Consider the following 16,243-nt stretch of genomic DNA (forward strand, 5'->3'; position numbering starts at 1 on the left):
GCTAATTTTTATTATTAGCAATAAAATAATTAAATAAAATAGAAATGAAATATCTAAAACAATATTATGTATTTATAAATAGTTCAGAAATTCAGAAAGTTTAATAAAAAATTAATATTTCACGTGAAACATTAATATAGATTTGAAAAAGGAACTATGATACAATAATATTTGTTAAAAACATGAATTAAATTACTTGAAATATAGAAAGGTATTGAAATGGGAAAAATAATTGCAATTGCAAACCAAAAAGGTGGAGTTGGTAAGACAACTACAGCTATAAATTTGTCTGCATGTATAGCAGAAAGAGGTAAAAAAGTACTTTTAGTTGATATTGATCCACAGGGAAATGCTACAAGTGGGGTCGGTATTATAAAACAGGAACTAGAAAAGACAGTTTACGATATGTTTATTGGAGAATGTAGGTTATCAGAGTGCTTGACAAGTAGTATTGTAGATAATTTAAATGTTTTGCCATCAAATGTAAACCTATCAGGAGCAGAAATAGACTTAATAGGAGTGGATGAAAGAGAATTTATACTAAAAAAAGCATTAGAAGGAGTAAAAGACTTATATGATTATATAATTATAGATTGTCCTCCATCATTAAATGTATTAACAGTTAATGCTTTAGTTGCAGCTGATTCGGTTATAGTTCCAATCCAATGTGAATATTATGCTTTAGAAGGACTTTCACAGTTAATCTATACTATAAATTTAATTCAGGAAAGAATTAACCCGGTATTAGAAATTGAAGGTATAGTATTTACGATGTATGATGCTAGAACAAATTTATCTAACCAGGTTGTAGATAATGTAAAAGAAAATATGCATTTAAATATATATAAAACAATTATTCCGAGAAATGTAAGATTGGCAGAAGCACCTAGTTATGGGCTTCCTATACATATGTATGATGCCAAATCAGCAGGATCTGTAGCCTATATGAATTTAGCAAAAGAAGTAATTAAAAATAATAAAAATAGATAAGTAGTAAATAAAAATAATAAAAATAGATAAGTAGTAAATAAAAATTAAAAATTTATAATTGCTTAAATAAATGACGTATGACTTGTAAAATAGTATAAATAATAAAAAAAAATACATATTTATATATGGATATGCAGGGATTTTAGAAAAAACGAGTTAAAAATATGCATTTAAAAAAATAATTATTAAATTTTCATATATAAAATAAACTAAAAAAGTTATGTAAACTAAATATAAATAAGAAGTATAAAGGAGAATATTATGCCAAGACCAAAAAAAGGCGGATTGGGAAATGGATTAGAATCAATGATACCCAATTATGGTGCAGCCATCAAACCAAAGAAAAATGAAGATAAAGAAAAAGAAGTTGTGGTAAAAGAGGTTGTAAAGGAAGTTGTAAAAGAGGTAAAGGTACCTCAGGATACGTTAGTTAATATTAATGATATTGAACCAAATAGAGAACAGCCAAGAAAAAATTTTGATAAAGATGCATTAGAGGAATTAGCTGAATCTATAAAGATTCATGGACTTATTCAACCAATAATTGTTCAGAAAAAAGAAGATTATTATGAAATTATAGCTGGTGAAAGAAGATGGAGAGCAGCTAAAATAGCTGGTTTAAAGGAATTACCGGTTGTAATAAAAGAATATACACCTCAGGAAGTAATGGAAATTGCTTTAATAGAAAATATACAGCGTAAAGATTTAAATCCAATAGAAGAAGCAATTGCATATAAGAGTCTTATTAACGAATATAACTTAAAACAGGATGAACTTGCTAAAAAGATGTCAAAAAGTAGAGCTGCAATTGCAAATTCAATGCGCTTATTAAAATTAGCAGAAGATGTCCAAGAGATGATTATTAATCAGGAGTTGTCTATGGGACATGCAAGAGCATTACTTGCAATTGAACATGAAGAATTGCAGATAGATACAGCAAAAACTGTAATTGAAAAGGGATTAAGTGTAAGAGAAACAGAAAAATTGGTAAAAAATATACTTAAACCAAAGCAAATAAGAATGGAAATTCCACCTGTTGATAAGGCTGTTTATGATCAGATTCAGGATAGATTAAAAGAAGTAATGGGAACTAAAGTTTCAATTAATCCAAAAAAGAACGGTAAAGGAAAAATTGAAATAGAATACTATTCAAGTGAAGAATTAGAAAGACTGATAGAATTATTCAGTGGAATTCATGAGTAAATTTGCAAAATATTAATATATACAAATTAATAAAACAGTCTTATAATGTAAAAATGAAAAATAAAGGAGAAAGAAAATGATACAGGAAATATTTAGCAGTGCATATACATATATTATTACAGTTGTAGTAATGTTTTTGATTTTTCTTATTTTATACATTAAGCAAAGTATGAAATTAAATAAGTTAATGAAAAAATATGATAAGTTTATGAAAGGAAAAAATGCAGAAAATCTTGATGGAGCAATAAGAGAGAGTTTTAAACAGATTGAAAAAATAAATGTAGAACATCAAAAGACAATGATTAAAGTAGAAGAATCTGTTCATAGAATAAATTCAGTGTTCCAGAAGTTAGGAATTGTAAAATATAATGCATTTAAAGAAATGGGCGGAAACTTAAGCTTTGCATTATGTATGCTAGATAGTGAAAATACCGGATTTATCTTGAATACAATGCATGGAAGAGAAGGAAGTTACACATATATCAAAGAAATAATTAAAGGTGAAGCTTACGCTACATTAGGAGAAGAAGAAAAAGAAGCATTAGAAAAAGCAATGAATTCATAATAAAGGTTAACATCATAGTTTAATATTAGAGAGTAAGTTAGATAAATATAATAATCAAAAATAATAAAAATGAGATTAGTTAAAATATAGACTAATCTCATTTTTTTTAGGGCATGACCCTATTTATGAAATTGAATTTAATAAAAAATTCAACATCAATTGTGGTTAATATAAGAATATTGGTAATATGTTTATTAATAATTATGGATAAAAATCTAAGAGTAATTAATAAATAACACGAAAAGTAAATAATTATTAATAAATACAATGCTTATATTAATAAAAACTATTAATAATTAAATTAATACTCGTACTTATATTAATATTCATTTACTTTTATCATTGATTTTAAAATATCAAATTCTTCAGGATTATCTTTATAAATTCTTGCAGTTGCAACAATTGGAAGCCATTGGTTTACATAACGTTTAGTTGTTCCTGTCATATTACAAAATGAATCTAAATATAATTCAGCATATTCAGGCATATTTATTTTAAACCAAATATAAGTACGCGCAATATCAGCACTGGCGTTTCCCTGAGATGCATGATTCCAATCTAAAACGCAATAATCATCACCTGAGATAATAATATTGTGTGGAGTAAGATTTCCATGGCACAATTTTTTATGCTTTGGTGATGAATCAAGCATTTCTAGTAAATCAAATTGAGTTGATTCATCTAAACCTGAATTCTTAATTCCATATTGTAATTTTGCTTTTTGTCTTGGAATAGCAGTACAAAAATTAGTATGAATAGAAGTCTGTATAGTAACTAATTTATTAATATATTCTTTAATATTTTCAGGATTATTATTAATAAGTGAAAAAAGAGATTCACCTTTAATTAAATCAAATTTGATACACCACTGTCCGTCTTTTTTATAAACAGAGTCAATTAAAGGAGCGTGTGCATCAAGTTCTTCAACCTTAGAAGTAATAAATGCTTCTTGAAAAACATCTTTCTTGTCGTAATCAATATTAAAAATTTTGTATGTATAACTTTCGTCGTTGTATATTTTATTATGACGTCTTTCATTCATCAATTGTAATTCCATAATAAATCTCCTCATATAAAATGTATTACTAAAATATCTGGATAGTGATTAATCGTCAGAAACATTTACAGAAAATAAATAAAGTTCATTCGATTTCATATTTAATAAAAAATTAAATTATTTATTTGAAGGTTATTATACCATAATGCATAAAAATTTACTAGAAGTAACATAATATATTGTCTAAAATAACTATAATATAAGCATAACAAATAGGTATAAAAAAGTAAAAGAAAAATCGACGAATTGTACAGAAAACTTGCAAAAATAGGGTGTTGGGGTTATAATCGAAATGGCGTGTAAAAGTAAAAATTTTTATGCAAAGGGAGAAAAGAAATGTTAGATATTAAATTTGTCAGAGACAACCCGGAAGTTGTAAAACAGAATATTAAAAATAAATTTCAGGATCATAAACTTCCATTAGTAGATGAAGTTATTGAATTAGACGAAAAGAATCGTAAAATAAAGCAGGAAGTTGAAGCACTTCGTGCTGAAAAGAATAGTCTTTCAAAATTAATTGGTGGATTAATGAAAGAAGGAAAGAAAGATGAAGCTGAAGAAGTTAAAGCTAAAGTTGCTGCAGGTAATGCAAGAATTGATGAACTTACAGATGAAGAGAAAACAACAGAAGAAGAAATCAAGAAGAGAATGATGGTTATTCCAAATATTATTGATAAATCAGTTCCTATCGGAAAAAATGATAGTGAAAATGTTGAGATTGAAAGATTTGGTGAACCAGTAGTTCCTGATTTTGAAGTTCCATATCATACAGATATCATGGAAAAATTTAATGGTATTGATTTAGACGCTGCAAGAAAGGTTGCAGGAAATGGATTCTATTATCTTATGGGAGACATTGCAAGACTTCATTCAGCAGTTATTTCATATGCAAGAGACTTTATGATTGATAGAGGATTTACTTATTGCGTACCTCCTTTTATGATTAGAAGTAATGTTGTAACAGGTGTTATGAGTTTTGATGAAATGGATCAGATGATGTACAAGATTGAGGGAGAGGATCTTTACTTAATCGGTACAAGTGAACATTCAATGATTGGTAAATTTATTGGAACACATACAAATGAAGAAGATCTTCCTTACACACTTACAAGTTATTCACCATGTTTCCGTAAAGAAAAAGGTGCTCACGGTATCGAAGAGAGAGGTGTTTACAGAATTCATCAGTTTGAAAAACAGGAAATGATCGTTATTTGTAAGCCGGAAGATAGCATGATGTGGTATGACAAACTTTGGAAGAACACAGTAGATTTATTTAGAAGCATGGATATTCCGGTTCGTACTTTGGAGTGTTGCTCAGGAGATTTAGCAGACCTTAAGGTTAAATCAGTTGACGTTGAAGCTTGGTCACCAAGACAGAAGAAATATTTTGAAGTTGGTAGTTGCTCTAACTTAGGAGATGCTCAGGCAAGAAGACTTTCTATAAGAATTAGAGGAAAAGAAGGAAACTATTTTGCTCATACTCTTAACAATACAGTAGTTGCACCACCTCGTATGCTTATTGCATTTTTGGAAAATAACCTTAATGCAGATGGAAGCGTAAATATTCCTGAAGTTTTAAGACCATATATGGGTGGAATGGAAAAAATTGTTCCTAAGAAATAGTTAAAATATTTAAAAACAAGATAAATTCAGAAAAATTTTATAAATGTCGCTATAGCTCAGTTGGATAGAGCGACCGCCTCCTAAGAGAAAGCCGAGGCTTTCCCCAAAGGGAAAAAATGAAAAACAACTTTCAGTTCAAATCTATTCTGAAAAATGCCAAAGGTGACAACAAAGCATTCTCCAATTTGGGGAACGTTCTAATGTTACCAAATCGAAAAAATCTGTAGATTGACAACTCGAAAAAGAGTTGATAATCTTATATATGGCCGAAGGGAAAAATCCCAGAAACCCAGTAAAATCAAGGGTTTGCGGCATGTGTCGTCATAGCTCAGCTGGATAGAGCACTCGCCTCCTAAGCGAGGGGTCGGAGGTTCAAATCCTCTTGGCGACGGGCTTCAAAGCGTTCGAAAATGTTAGCTGGATTAGCTGACAACGAACGCTTTTGTTATTTTCTAATCACGTTCGTGACATGATTTTCCATTCAAAATGATCAATTTCCAGCTAACGCAATCTGATTTTTGTTAGCTGACAGCTAATCAAAATTACCGGTTTGCAAACATGGGTTTTAGGAAGTTCAGCTAACATTTGGGTTCCGCTCTGTTGTCACCCCTTATTCGGGGATGTAAATCAGAGAAAAGGCGGGAAAAGAAACAATCTCTCCCAAACCTGCAAACATGAATTAGCTGAAACAGTATTCAATTCTATTAGCTACAGCTAATGGTCAAACAGCAATGTCTGTTTGGAACTTTACTATCTATAAAAGTTCCAGGCAGGCATTTTTTATTTCCTGAATCCTGGAGGAAAGGAGTCAAGATGACTGAACCAAACAGACAATCAGAAGAAAACGAAGAAAGAATCATAGAAATTGAGATTGAGCGTCTTCGACCGTTCAAAGAGCATCCGTTTCAGGTGAAGGATGATAAGGAAATGTTTCTTCTGCAGGAAAGCATTGAAAAGTATGGAATATTAAATCCGCTGATCGTCAGACCGGTACCGGATGGATACTATGAGATCATATCCGGCCACAGAAGAAAACATGCTGCGGAGAAACTGGGATACCGTAAAGTACCGGTAATCATCCGGGTATTAAGTGAAGATGATTCCATCTTGAGCATGGTAGATTCCAATCTTCACAGAGAACGGATCAGCTACAGTGAAAAAGCTTTTGCTTACAAACTGAAGAATGACGTATTAAAAAGAAAAAGTGGTCGAAAAAAGAGCCAAGTTGACCACAAAACACCAAGAAAGCGGGCAATAGAAATCATCAGTGAAGATTGTGGTGATAGCCCAAAACAAGTGCAGCGTTATATCTCACTGACAAAACTGATACCGGAAATGTTGCAGAAACTGGATGATGAGATCATTTCTTTTTGTCCGGCTGTAGAGATAGCTGCATTAAGTGAAAAAGAACAAAGAGAACTGCTTGTAGCAATGGAGTATGCACAGGCAATCCCATCACTCTCACAGGCCCAGAGGATCCGGCAACTGAGTAAAGAAAAACAGTTGTCACTGGAAAAGATGGAAGAGATCATGTGTGAAGTGAAAAAGGGTGAGATCACAAGAGTGGCATTCACAAACGAGCAGTTGCACAAGTATTTTCCAAATTCTTATACACCGGCAATGATGAAACGGGAAATACTGGCACTGTTGAAATTATGGAAAAAAGAATCATGGGATAGTTAAAGGAGGAAGAAATCATGTGTAAAGTTATATCCGTAGTAAACCAGAAAGGTGGCGTCGGAAAGACCACCACAACCGTAAATGTAGGCATTGGACTGGCAAGAGAAGGTAAGAAAGTGTTGCTGATCGACGCGGATCCACAGGGAAGTTTAACCGCAAGTCTTGGATATGAGGAACCGGATGATCTTCGCATCACACTGGCAACGATTATGATGGATGTCATTAACGAAGAAGAAATCTCTCTGGAAGATGGTATCTTACATCACCAGGAAAATGTAGATCTACTTCCGGCAAATATTGAGCTTTCTGCCCTGGAAGTAACGATGGGAAATGTTATGAGCAGAGAAATGATCATGAAGGAATATATCGATGCGATAAGAGGCCGATACGATTATATCCTGATCGACTGTATGCCAAGTCTTGGTATGATGACAATCAATGCACTGGTCTCTTCCGATTCCGTGCTGATACCTGTACAGGCCGCATATCTGCCGGTGAAAGGACTTCAGCAGCTGATCAAGACCATTCTTACAGTAAAGAAAAGGCTGAACCGGAAACTGGCGATTGAGGGCATTCTGTTGACTATGGTTGATTTCAGAACCAATTACGCAAGGGACATTGCATCGAGAGTACATACAACATACGGAAGCCAGATAGAAGTATTTGAAAATGTGATTCCGATGTCTGTAAAAGCAGCTGAGACCAGTGCAGAGGGAAAAAGCATCTACATGCACTGCCCGAAAGGAAAAGTTGCCGAAGCATATAAGAACTTAACACAGGAGGTTTTGAAAAATGAAAAATAGAAGTGGCGAAAAGATTAAACTGGCAAGCATTGATGAACTGCTTGGTGTGGTAAATGAAGAATCTGCAATGGAGATAGAGATTAGTAAGATCCATCCGTTTAAAAATCATCCGTTCAAGGTGCTGGATGATGAAAAGATGCAGGATCTGGTTGAAAGTGTAAGGATCAATGGAGTACTGACACCGGTACTGCTTCGAATGGATGATAATGAAGAATATGAAATGGTATCCGGTCACAGAAGAATGCATGCAGCACAGCTTGCAGGACTTACAACTATTCCGGCAATCGTAAGAGAATTATCGGATGATGATGCCATTGTGGCTATGGTGGATGCTAACATTCAGCGAGAGGAATTGTTGCCGAGTGAGAAAGCATTTGCTTATAAGATGAAACTAGAGGCAATGAAAAGACAGGGAGTTAGAACAGATTTAACTTTGTCTCAAAATGAGACGAAGTTGAGATCTGATGAAGTCTTGAGCAAGCAAGTTGGGGAAAGTAGAGCTCAGGTTCAAAGATTTGTACGATTAACAGAACTTATTCCGGAACTTCTTGATCTGGTAGATAACAAGAAGCTTCAGTTTACGGTTGCTGTCAATATCTCCTACATCGATAAGGAAGTACAGGGATGGATCTACGAATATATCAGCGACACCGGATTCATCAAACCAAAACAGATTGCAGCACTCAGAAATCAGCTGAATGATGGACCAATCAATCAGATTCAGATGTTATCGATTTTCAATAACTGTGTGATGGCAAAGAAAGTATCCCGGTCTCTTACTTTCTCAGAAAAGAAACTGACAAAGTATTTTCCGGATGATTATACAGCCAAAGATATGGAACAGGTAATTGAATCATTATTAGAAAAATGGATGCAGGAACAGTCCTGTTAAGGATAGAAAAAGCTAAGAAAACAAAGTCAAAGAAGTTTAAAAAGAGGACTTCTTAGCAGAAAACGAAAGGAGGAAATTATGGAGAAAAAAATGACATTTAATTATTTTTACGGTACCGAAGCTGATCAGTTCAGCTTCTACCGCATACCAAAAGCATTATTTACAGACAGCTATTTTAAAGATTTATCAAGCGATGCTAAAATTTTATATGGACTGATGTTGGATCGAATGTCTCTTTCCATCAAAAATCAGTGGTTTGACGACAAAAACAGAGCATATATCTACTTTTCCATCGAAGATATCATGGAATTACTGAACTGTGGCAGAAATAAAGCCATCAAATCCATGAGAGAGCTGGATGACGAAACAGGAATTGGTCTGATTGAGAAACGCAGGCAGGGATTTGGAAAGGTGAATGTTATCTACGTAAAAACCTTTATGCCTGAGAAAACAGATGAGAAAAAATTTGGAGAGGAATTAGAGAAGTTTAAAAAACAAACTTCTGTGGAAAATGAAGAGCCTGCAGAAGTTTACAATTTAAACTTCATGAAGTCCCAAAATCAAACTTCTAGAAGTCCCGAAAACAAACTTCAAGAAGTTTACATTTCAAACCCTAATAATACTAATCTTAGTGATACTGAAATGAATGATAATAAATCTAATCCTATCATATCTGTGGATGAGAAAAGATTTGATAGCGATAACCGCTCTGAGGATTATCAGGCTTATGAAAACCTTGTCAAAGAGACCATTGATTATGAATCACTGGAAGTAACCCATCATGACGATATGCGACAGGTAGATGAAATCGTGAACCTGATCGTAGAAACTGTGATGTGTAAAAATGACAAGATATTGATTGCCAGCAACTGGTATCCGGCATCACTGGTGAAGAAAAAATTTCTGATGCTGACCTATTCACATATCGAGTATGTCTTACACTGTATGCGTGGTAACACCACCAAAGTGAAGAACATCAAGAAATATTTATTAGCATCCCTGTTTAATGCACCGTCTACGATGAACGGGTATTATCAGGCAGAGGTGAACCATGATATGCCAGGACTGGTAAGATAGGAGGTGCACATGTTTATTTTAAAACTTGCTGGGAAAATATTATTACTGCCGGTATGGCTGATCCTTTTTGTGATCGGACTGGCAGTAAAGATGACAGTACAGACTTATGCGGTTGTCAGAGGGATCCTTGGGTTTATATTCACTTTGTTGATTATAGCGACTGCATACTGTTACCATGACTGGGTACAGGTTGCATTTCTGTTTTCGCTGAGTGTAATTCTGTATCTGATCCTTTTTGCAGGAGTGTTCGTAGATACTGTACTGGACATGACAAGAGAACGCATTATTGATTTTATTATATCGTGAGGAGGATATGAAAATGAGCGAAAACAATGATTATATTCAGTTACCACCACTTAAAAAAGACACACCGTCCGATGTGGTAGCATTTATGTGGGAGTACATAAAAGTACCGGAGGATTCAAGAGAAAAAGTTAAGAATCTGCTTAAAGATGCAAATGAAAATGGCGTAAAATTAAGTCATCAGGCACCAACACTGTATGATGTTGTCCCAAAAGAAGAAATTACTGAATTTGAAGAGCTTATGCGCAAAACCATAGCTGACATTGTATCAGAAGCCAGTAGCATTGCCTGTTGGGTGTATGTGCAGAAATATGTGAAACAGAAAACTCTTGACGAAATGCTACAAGAATTGCCAGGAGCAGGCCAGTTTATCATTGTCATGGATACCTGGTTCGAAAGACTGATGGCGGAATAATGGATGCTATGATAGAATAAAGAAAACGATTTGAAGTGCAAATCGGAATTTGTAGATGCAAGATAACCAAGAGTATTTAATTGACAAGCTATGAATCATTTGCTATCATTGAACGGTATATTAATAAGACAGTTCGTTTGTACCATCCTGTCTCTAAATAAAACCAGGGCTATTATTTTTATAATTTATAATTGGAATTTTTTAGAAAAATAATCTATTAAGGCACGGGTACAGATGGATCCGTGTTTTTTTATGCAATATTAGCAAATGGAGAAAAGGTTTATGTATATTTTAAAAACGGAGGCAAGTTTTGACTCAGCACATTTTCTTGCAGGATACGATGGAAAATGCAGCAATCTTCATGGACATAGATGGAAGATTATTCTTGAAGTTCAAGCTGAGGAACTAAAGGACGACATTCAGCATAAGGGGATGTACGTGGATTTTGGAGAATTGAAAAAAGATTTAAGAGACCTTGCAGACTCAATGGATCACGCATTAATTATAGAAAAGAATTCATTGAAGGAAACTACACTTGAAGCTTTAAAAAGCGAGAATTTCAGAATTATTGAACTTGATTTTCGTCCAACAGCGGAGAATATGGCAAAGTATTTTTATGAAAAAATAAAAAAACTTGGATATAACATGAAAGCTGTAACGGTATATGAAACTCCTGTCAATAGTGCAACTTATATGGAATAATTATAAATAATTTTCTAATCTGAAAGGAGTTGTATATGAGTAAATATGAAGTGGTTGAAAAATTTGTAAGTATCAATGGTGAAGGAACTAAAGCCGGACAACTTGCGGTTTTTATACGTTTTAAAGGCTGTAATCTTAAGTGTAAATATTGCGATACCAAATGGGCCAATGAGCAAGATACACTTTATCAACCCATGACGGAAGAAGAAATACTTGATTATGTTTTATCAACGGGAGTGAAAAATGTCACTCTTACCGGTGGTGAACCATTATTAAGAGACGATATTGAAAAAGTTATAACAGCTCTTGCAGAAAACAATCTGAATGTAGAAATAGAGACTAACGGTAGCATTTTTCTTGACAAAATCCGTAAGCTTCATAAAGAAAATGTAACTTTTACAATGGATTATAAGCTTTCCTGTAGTGGAATGGAACAGTCCATGAATCTAGGAAATTTTGATATTTTAAATAGCAATGATACTGTCAAATTTGTAGTAGGAAGCCGAGAGGATCTTATAAAGACAAAGCAGATTATGGAAAAATATAATCTGTATGGAAAATGTAATCTTTATATAAGTCCGGTATTTGGAATGATAGAACCAGAGGAAATAGTTGATTTTATGAAAGAGAATGTAATGAATGATGTTAATATGCAGATTCAGTTACATAAAATAATATGGTCACCAGATAAAAAAGGAGTCTAACATGGAAAAGCATAAGAAAATAGATACTAAAGCAATCGAATATCATATAGCTGGTATTCTTAAAGCTCTGGGTGATAACCCTGAACGAGAGGGATTAATAGACACACCTAAAAGAGTTGCAAAAATGTACGAAGAAGTTTTTGAGGGAATGAATTATACAAATGAAGAAATTGCAGATATGTTTAACAAAACATTTGCACTTGATAGACTGGAAGAAGAGTTCGAAAACGTGGAATGTAAAAGTCAAAATGGAAATTCTGATATGGTAGTGGTAAAAGACATAGATATTTTCAGTTATTGTGAGCATCATCTTGCACTTATGTATGATATGAAGGTAACGGTTGCCTATATTCCAAAGGGAAGAGTGATAGGTCTTAGTAAGATAGCAAGAATAGCAGATATGGTATCGAAAAGATTACAACTTCAGGAAAGAATAGGAAGTGATATTGCAGATATTATGCAGATGGTTACAGGAGCAGAAGATATAGCAGTACTTATTGAAGGATGTCACAGCTGCATGACTGCAAGAGGAATTAAAAAAACTAACACAAAAACATATACACAAACATTAAGAGGGAGATTTAACAATGAAAGCAATGGTTTTGTTCAGTGGTGGAATAGATAGTACAACATGCCTTGGTATGGCAGTAGAAAAATATGGTCCAGAAAATGTTATTGCATTATCAATAGCATATGGTCAGAAACATACAAAAGAGATAGAAGCATCAGATAAAATTGTAAAATACTATAATGTAGAACATATTTATCTTGACCTTGCAAAAATTTTTCAATATAGCGATTGTTCCCTATTATCACATTCTGATAAGGAAATACCTAAAGAATCATATAATGACCAGATTAAGAGTACAAATGGTTCACCTGTTTCAACATATGTTCCATTTAGAAATGGATTATTCTTATCAAGTGCTGCCAGTATAGCACTTTCAAAAGGCTGCAGTGAGATATATTATGGAGCACATGCAGATGATGCAGCTGGAAGTGCATATCCTGATTGTAGCAGCGATTTTAATAATGCAATAAATGAAGCGATATATCTTGGAAGTGGAAAACAGATTAAGGTTGTAGCACCATTTATCAATGCAACTAAAGATCAGGTTGTTAAAAAGGGACTTGAGATAAATGTGCCATATAAATACACATGGAGTTGTTATGAAGGTGGAGAAAAACCTTGTGGCAAATGTGGAACATGTATAGACAGAGCTAAAGCGTTTGAGTTAAACGGAATTAAAGATCCGGCAATGGAATAAAAAGGAGAAGAATTATGACAGGAAGAAGCAAAGAAGAGACAGCAGACATAACATTATTAGGTAATCAGAAAACACAGTATCCATGCGATTATGCACCGGAGATGTTAGAGACTTTTGAGAATAAACATCAGGGAAATGATTATTTTGTAAAATTTAATTGCCCTGAATTTACAAGTTTGTGTCCCATAACAGGTCAACCGGATTTTGCCACTGTTACAATATCATATGTACCCAACATTAAAATGGTGGAAAGTAAATCATTAAAACTATACTTATTTAGTTTCAGAAATCACGGTGATTTTCATGAAGATTGTATGAACATAATTATGAAAGATTTGATAAAACTTATGGATCCAAAATACATTGAGGTATGGGGAAAATTTACTCCGAGAGGTGGAATATCAATAGACCCTTACTGTAATTATGGAAAGCCTGGAACAAAATGGGAAGAAATCGCATTTAATAGAATGGCAAATCATGATATGTATCCGGAAAAGGTTGATAATAGATAAGAATAATAGGGAAAATAGTGATATAATGAACCTATCAAAATAAAAATTGAGATAGGAGGATTACATAATGGAACAGGTAGTAAAATTTTAAAAGGAAGCAGAAACATATTATTTGGCAACAGTAGAAGGAGATCAGCCAAGAGTTAGACCTTTTGGAACAGCCCATATTTTTGAAGGTAAATTGTATATTCAGACAGGTAAAACCAAGGATGTTTCAAAGCAGATTCACGCAAACCCAAAGGTAGAAATCTGTGCATTTAAGGATGGAGAGTGGCTCCGTGTGGCTGGAGAACTTGTAGAAGATGACAGAAGAGAAGCAAGACAGTCTATGCTTGATGCATACCCATCTTTACAGAATATGTACTCAGCAGATGATGGTAATACAGAAGTATTCTATTTCAAAAATGCCACAGCTACATTTAGTTCATTTACACATGAACCACAGGAAGTTAAATTCTAATAACAAAGGATTAGTGCTGGAGGTATTATTGTGAAACTTAAGTTAGTAAAAGCAACAAATAAATATCGTAATCAAATTGTAGATATGTTAGATGAGTGGAATAATTCTGGTGAAGAAATTATTCCATATGTAATTGGTCGTTTAGATTACAGTGATTTTGATTACTATTGTAACAATCTGGAAGTAAGAGACACAAGTGAGGGATTAGTTCCTGATTCTACATTTTTTTGCTTAGATGAAGAACGAAACATTGTTGTAGGTGCTGTAAACATTAGACATTATTTAAACGAAGCATTGTTATTAAATGGTGGACACATAGGAGATGGTGTTCGCCCATCAGAGAGAAGAAAAGGGATTGCAACAAAAATGATATCGTTGGCTTTGAAAGAATGTAGAAAGCTAGGAATAAATAAAGTTCTGATGGTTTGTGATAAAGGAAATATTGGTTCGGCTAAAAGCATTGAAAACAATGGAGGAATACTAGAAAACGAAGTCGTGGTTGATGGTGTTGTGGAACAAAGATACTGGATTGATTTGGATAAGGTTCGAAGTGTAGAATGATTGACAAAGAGAATGGAATCTGTAGGAGGGAGTATCATATGATAGGTTTAATAGTAGCTCGTTCAAAAAATAATTGTATTGGGAAAAATGGAAAAATCCCATGGAAAATTAAGGGCGAGCAAAAACAGTTCAAGGAACTTACAACAGGAAATGTTGTGGTAATGGGACGGAATTCATATGATGAAATCGGTCATCCACTCCCAAATAGAGAAACTATAGTTATTTCAAAAAGTAAAAAATATGTTGGAAGAAATATTCATACAGCATCTAGTGTAAAAGAGGCTATCGAGTTAGCGAAAGGAAAGGATGTATATATAGCCGGTGGTTATGGAGTATATAAAGAAGCTATACCATTAGTGGATGTAATGTACATTACTGAAATTAATATAAATATAGAGCAAGGGGATGTTTTTTTCCCAGAATTTGATGAGAATGATTTTGATATAACAATTGAAGAAATGTCTGAGGACAATGAACAGTTTACAAGAAAGATTTATAGACGAAAAGTAGCAGTAAAAAATCGTAATTTTAAGGAGCAAAGATATGAATACTATTGTACAGCTGTTTCCTCTTGAATGTAGCGATAGAGAACAGTTTATTTTGGATAATCAGGAAGCCTTTAATTATGGTGCGATGGAAGAATTTGGACTTAGAGATGACCACTTTGAGGAAGAGGATCAAATCATATCACGGGATACGATTGAGCAGTCCATTGACGGCGGAGAAGCCTACCGTATCGTACTGGACGGTCAAAAAGTCGGCGGCATAGTGATCAAAGTTGACGGCGAAAAAGGTGACCTTGATCTTCTTTTTGTTTCTCCGGCTGTCCATAGCAAAGGTATCGGATATGCTGCTTGGTGTGCTGTTGAAAAACTGTACCCGGAAGTGAAGGTGTGGGAAACGGTCACTCCGTATTTTGAGCAGCGCAACATTCATTTTTATGTCAATCGCTGCGGCTTCCACATTGTAGAGTTTTTTAATAAATATCACCAAGATCCGAATGATCCGGAAATGTGCTCCGAAGAACTGGACGAGCAGTTCCCGGACGGAATATTCCAGTTTGAAAAGGTCATTCGGTAAATTCAAGTTTACAGAACTGAATCAAAAGAGCTCGAAGGAGCTCTTTTTCCTTTTTTATAATAGTATCTGGGACTGTTGTTCCGTTGATAAGATTTTCAAGTTGTTGTGCGACTTCGGCTTGTTTGTTTGGATACAGACGACTATAAGTATTTAAGGTTTGAAAGAATTGTAGAGCAGATGAAACAGGCACAGGGGATCACGGAACAGTTAAAGGCAGAAAATCAGATGGAATGGGTAGCGAGAATGAACAATATGTAATCGTGTGCAAGGGAGATTGTGGATACAGAGATGGTTTATCAATAATGGAAATAAAATGAAGGAGAAAAGGCGGCAGTTTAGAAAGGCTGT

General features: G+C 33.9%; 20 protein-coding genes, 1 tRNA gene and 1 pseudogene. 21 read left to right on the top strand and 1 reads right to left on the bottom strand.

The features are described 5' to 3' along the window. Window positions 1–219: 219 nt before the first annotated feature. The 3 genes from DWX29_RS09405 to DWX29_RS09415 all read left to right on the top strand — a co-directional run bounded on the left by DWX29_RS09405 (window position 220) and on the right by DWX29_RS09415 (window position 2,758). Window positions 220–990, top strand: coding sequence for an AAA family ATPase (locus DWX29_RS09405; protein WP_022088783.1), 771 nt, complete (start codon window positions 220–222; stop codon window positions 988–990). Window positions 991–1,251: 261 nt separating this feature from the next. Further along, window positions 1,252–2,193: a ParB/RepB/Spo0J family partition protein gene (locus tag DWX29_RS09410; RefSeq protein ID WP_118565743.1), complete on the top strand. Its 942-nt coding sequence runs from the start codon at window positions 1,252–1,254 to the stop codon at window positions 2,191–2,193. Window positions 2,194–2,269: 76 nt separating this feature from the next. Next, window positions 2,270–2,758 carry a DUF4446 family protein gene (locus DWX29_RS09415; protein ID WP_022088781.1) on the top strand — a complete coding sequence of 163 codons (489 nt, stop codon included), beginning with the start codon at window positions 2,270–2,272 and terminating at the stop codon, window positions 2,756–2,758. Window positions 2,759–3,077: 319 nt separating this feature from the next. Here the strand turns inward: DWX29_RS09415 and DWX29_RS09420 are convergent, their stop codons facing one another. Beyond that, window positions 3,078–3,815, bottom strand: coding sequence for a phosphotransferase (locus DWX29_RS09420; protein ID WP_022088780.1), 738 nt, complete (start codon window positions 3,813–3,815; stop codon window positions 3,078–3,080). Window positions 3,816–4,151: 336 nt separating this feature from the next. Between DWX29_RS09420 and serS the strand changes: the two genes are divergently transcribed. From serS to DWX29_RS09515, 18 genes and pseudogenes are all read left to right on the top strand, one after another. Further along, window positions 4,152–5,438: a serine--tRNA ligase gene (gene serS / locus DWX29_RS09425; RefSeq protein WP_118565745.1), complete on the top strand. Its 1,287-nt coding sequence runs from the start codon at window positions 4,152–4,154 to the stop codon at window positions 5,436–5,438. A 317-nt stretch (window positions 5,439–5,755) separates the two neighbouring features. Beyond that, a tRNA-Arg gene (locus DWX29_RS09430) sits at window positions 5,756–5,829 on the top strand. A gap of 422 nt (window positions 5,830–6,251) precedes the next feature. Then, window positions 6,252–7,121: a ParB/RepB/Spo0J family partition protein gene (locus DWX29_RS09440; protein WP_195993176.1), complete on the top strand. Its 870-nt coding sequence runs from the start codon at window positions 6,252–6,254 to the stop codon at window positions 7,119–7,121. A 14-nt stretch (window positions 7,122–7,135) separates the two neighbouring features. Further along, on the top strand, window positions 7,136–7,921 hold the full coding sequence (locus tag DWX29_RS09445; protein WP_005334870.1) for an AAA family ATPase: 786 nt from the start codon (window positions 7,136–7,138) through the stop codon (window positions 7,919–7,921). Further along, complete coding sequence (locus DWX29_RS09450; RefSeq protein WP_005334867.1) at window positions 7,911–8,813, top strand: ParB/RepB/Spo0J family partition protein; 903 nt, start codon at window positions 7,911–7,913, stop codon at window positions 8,811–8,813. Before DWX29_RS09445 ends, DWX29_RS09450 begins: the two co-directional genes overlap by 11 nt. A gap of 78 nt (window positions 8,814–8,891) precedes the next feature. Next, window positions 8,892–9,890: a DUF6017 domain-containing protein gene (locus DWX29_RS09455; protein ID WP_117947869.1), complete on the top strand. Its 999-nt coding sequence runs from the start codon at window positions 8,892–8,894 to the stop codon at window positions 9,888–9,890. A 9-nt stretch (window positions 9,891–9,899) separates the two neighbouring features. Further along, complete coding sequence (locus tag DWX29_RS09460; protein ID WP_005334864.1) at window positions 9,900–10,196, top strand: hypothetical protein; 297 nt, start codon at window positions 9,900–9,902, stop codon at window positions 10,194–10,196. 13 nt (window positions 10,197–10,209) lie between these two features. Beyond that, the gene (locus DWX29_RS09465) at window positions 10,210–10,608 is read left to right on the top strand and encodes a hypothetical protein (protein ID WP_330371202.1); all 399 of its coding nucleotides are present in this window, start codon (window positions 10,210–10,212) and stop codon (window positions 10,606–10,608) included. A gap of 282 nt (window positions 10,609–10,890) precedes the next feature. After that, window positions 10,891–11,310, top strand: a complete 420-nt coding sequence (gene queD / locus DWX29_RS09470; protein ID WP_117529282.1) for a 6-carboxytetrahydropterin synthase QueD — start codon at window positions 10,891–10,893, stop codon at window positions 11,308–11,310. Window positions 11,311–11,345: 35 nt separating this feature from the next. Beyond that, complete coding sequence (gene queE / locus DWX29_RS09475; protein ID WP_117836026.1) at window positions 11,346–12,014, top strand: putative 7-carboxy-7-deazaguanine synthase QueE; 669 nt, start codon at window positions 11,346–11,348, stop codon at window positions 12,012–12,014. Between the two features lies 1 nt (window position 12,015). Next, window positions 12,016–12,639, top strand: coding sequence for a GTP cyclohydrolase I (gene folE / locus DWX29_RS09480; protein WP_117836027.1), 624 nt, complete (start codon window positions 12,016–12,018; stop codon window positions 12,637–12,639). Next, entirely contained in the window at window positions 12,602–13,282 is a 681-nt protein-coding gene (gene queC, locus DWX29_RS09485; protein ID WP_117528508.1) for a 7-cyano-7-deazaguanine synthase QueC, read from the top strand. The genes folE and queC overlap by 38 nt, the downstream gene beginning before the upstream one ends. Window positions 13,283–13,296: 14 nt before the next feature. Further along, window positions 13,297–13,794: a preQ(1) synthase gene (gene queF / locus DWX29_RS09490; protein ID WP_055214233.1), complete on the top strand. Its 498-nt coding sequence runs from the start codon at window positions 13,297–13,299 to the stop codon at window positions 13,792–13,794. A gap of 67 nt (window positions 13,795–13,861) precedes the next feature. Continuing rightward, window positions 13,862–14,254 (top strand): annotated as a pseudogene (locus DWX29_RS09495) (pyridoxamine 5'-phosphate oxidase family protein). 30 nt (window positions 14,255–14,284) lie between these two features. After that, window positions 14,285–14,815: a GNAT family N-acetyltransferase gene (locus tag DWX29_RS09500; protein WP_117528507.1), complete on the top strand. Its 531-nt coding sequence runs from the start codon at window positions 14,285–14,287 to the stop codon at window positions 14,813–14,815. A 38-nt stretch (window positions 14,816–14,853) separates the two neighbouring features. Further along, window positions 14,854–15,390 carry a dihydrofolate reductase gene (locus tag DWX29_RS09505; RefSeq protein WP_117528506.1) on the top strand — a complete coding sequence of 179 codons (537 nt, stop codon included), beginning with the start codon at window positions 14,854–14,856 and terminating at the stop codon, window positions 15,388–15,390. Then, window positions 15,359–15,895, top strand: coding sequence for a GNAT family N-acetyltransferase (locus DWX29_RS09510; protein WP_117528505.1), 537 nt, complete (start codon window positions 15,359–15,361; stop codon window positions 15,893–15,895). Before DWX29_RS09505 ends, DWX29_RS09510 begins: the two co-directional genes overlap by 32 nt. A gap of 105 nt (window positions 15,896–16,000) precedes the next feature. After that, window positions 16,001–16,153 carry a TnpV protein gene (locus DWX29_RS09515; protein WP_330371201.1) on the top strand — a complete coding sequence of 51 codons (153 nt, stop codon included), beginning with the start codon at window positions 16,001–16,003 and terminating at the stop codon, window positions 16,151–16,153. Window positions 16,154–16,243: the final 90 nt, after the last annotated feature.

The sequence above is a fragment of the Eubacterium sp. AF19-12LB genome, assembly GCF_003479125.1.
GTDB lineage: Bacteria > Bacillota > Clostridia > Lachnospirales > Lachnospiraceae > Eubacterium_U > Eubacterium_U album.

What these genes read in the sequence shown, in the direction of transcription:
- DWX29_RS09420 (WP_022088780.1), bottom strand. Translation starts at nt 3,815, where the DNA reads ATGGAATTACAATTGATGAATGAAAGACGTCATAATAAAATATACAAC.
- serS (WP_118565745.1), top strand. Translation starts at nt 4,152, where the DNA reads ATGTTAGATATTAAATTTGTCAGAGACAACCCGGAAGTTGTAAAACAG.
- DWX29_RS09510 (WP_117528505.1), top strand. Translation starts at nt 15,359, where the DNA reads ATGAATACTATTGTACAGCTGTTTCCTCTTGAATGTAGCGATAGAGAA.
- DWX29_RS09445 (WP_005334870.1), top strand. Translation starts at nt 7,136, where the DNA reads ATGTGTAAAGTTATATCCGTAGTAAACCAGAAAGGTGGCGTCGGAAAG.
- DWX29_RS09460 (WP_005334864.1), top strand. Translation starts at nt 9,900, where the DNA reads ATGTTTATTTTAAAACTTGCTGGGAAAATATTATTACTGCCGGTATGG.
- queD (WP_117529282.1), top strand. Translation starts at nt 10,891, where the DNA reads ATGTATATTTTAAAAACGGAGGCAAGTTTTGACTCAGCACATTTTCTT.
- DWX29_RS09455 (WP_117947869.1), top strand. Translation starts at nt 8,892, where the DNA reads ATGGAGAAAAAAATGACATTTAATTATTTTTACGGTACCGAAGCTGAT.
- DWX29_RS09505 (WP_117528506.1), top strand. Translation starts at nt 14,854, where the DNA reads ATGATAGGTTTAATAGTAGCTCGTTCAAAAAATAATTGTATTGGGAAA.
- DWX29_RS09440 (WP_195993176.1), top strand. Translation starts at nt 6,252, where the DNA reads ATGACTGAACCAAACAGACAATCAGAAGAAAACGAAGAAAGAATCATA.
- queC (WP_117528508.1), top strand. Translation starts at nt 12,602, where the DNA reads ATGAAAGCAATGGTTTTGTTCAGTGGTGGAATAGATAGTACAACATGC.
- DWX29_RS09465 (WP_330371202.1), top strand. Translation starts at nt 10,210, where the DNA reads ATGAGCGAAAACAATGATTATATTCAGTTACCACCACTTAAAAAAGAC.
- DWX29_RS09405 (WP_022088783.1), top strand. Translation starts at nt 220, where the DNA reads ATGGGAAAAATAATTGCAATTGCAAACCAAAAAGGTGGAGTTGGTAAG.
- folE (WP_117836027.1), top strand. Translation starts at nt 12,016, where the DNA reads ATGGAAAAGCATAAGAAAATAGATACTAAAGCAATCGAATATCATATA.
- queE (WP_117836026.1), top strand. Translation starts at nt 11,346, where the DNA reads ATGAGTAAATATGAAGTGGTTGAAAAATTTGTAAGTATCAATGGTGAA.
- DWX29_RS09450 (WP_005334867.1), top strand. Translation starts at nt 7,911, where the DNA reads ATGAAAAATAGAAGTGGCGAAAAGATTAAACTGGCAAGCATTGATGAA.
- DWX29_RS09410 (WP_118565743.1), top strand. Translation starts at nt 1,252, where the DNA reads ATGCCAAGACCAAAAAAAGGCGGATTGGGAAATGGATTAGAATCAATG.
- queF (WP_055214233.1), top strand. Translation starts at nt 13,297, where the DNA reads ATGACAGGAAGAAGCAAAGAAGAGACAGCAGACATAACATTATTAGGT.
- DWX29_RS09415 (WP_022088781.1), top strand. Translation starts at nt 2,270, where the DNA reads ATGATACAGGAAATATTTAGCAGTGCATATACATATATTATTACAGTT.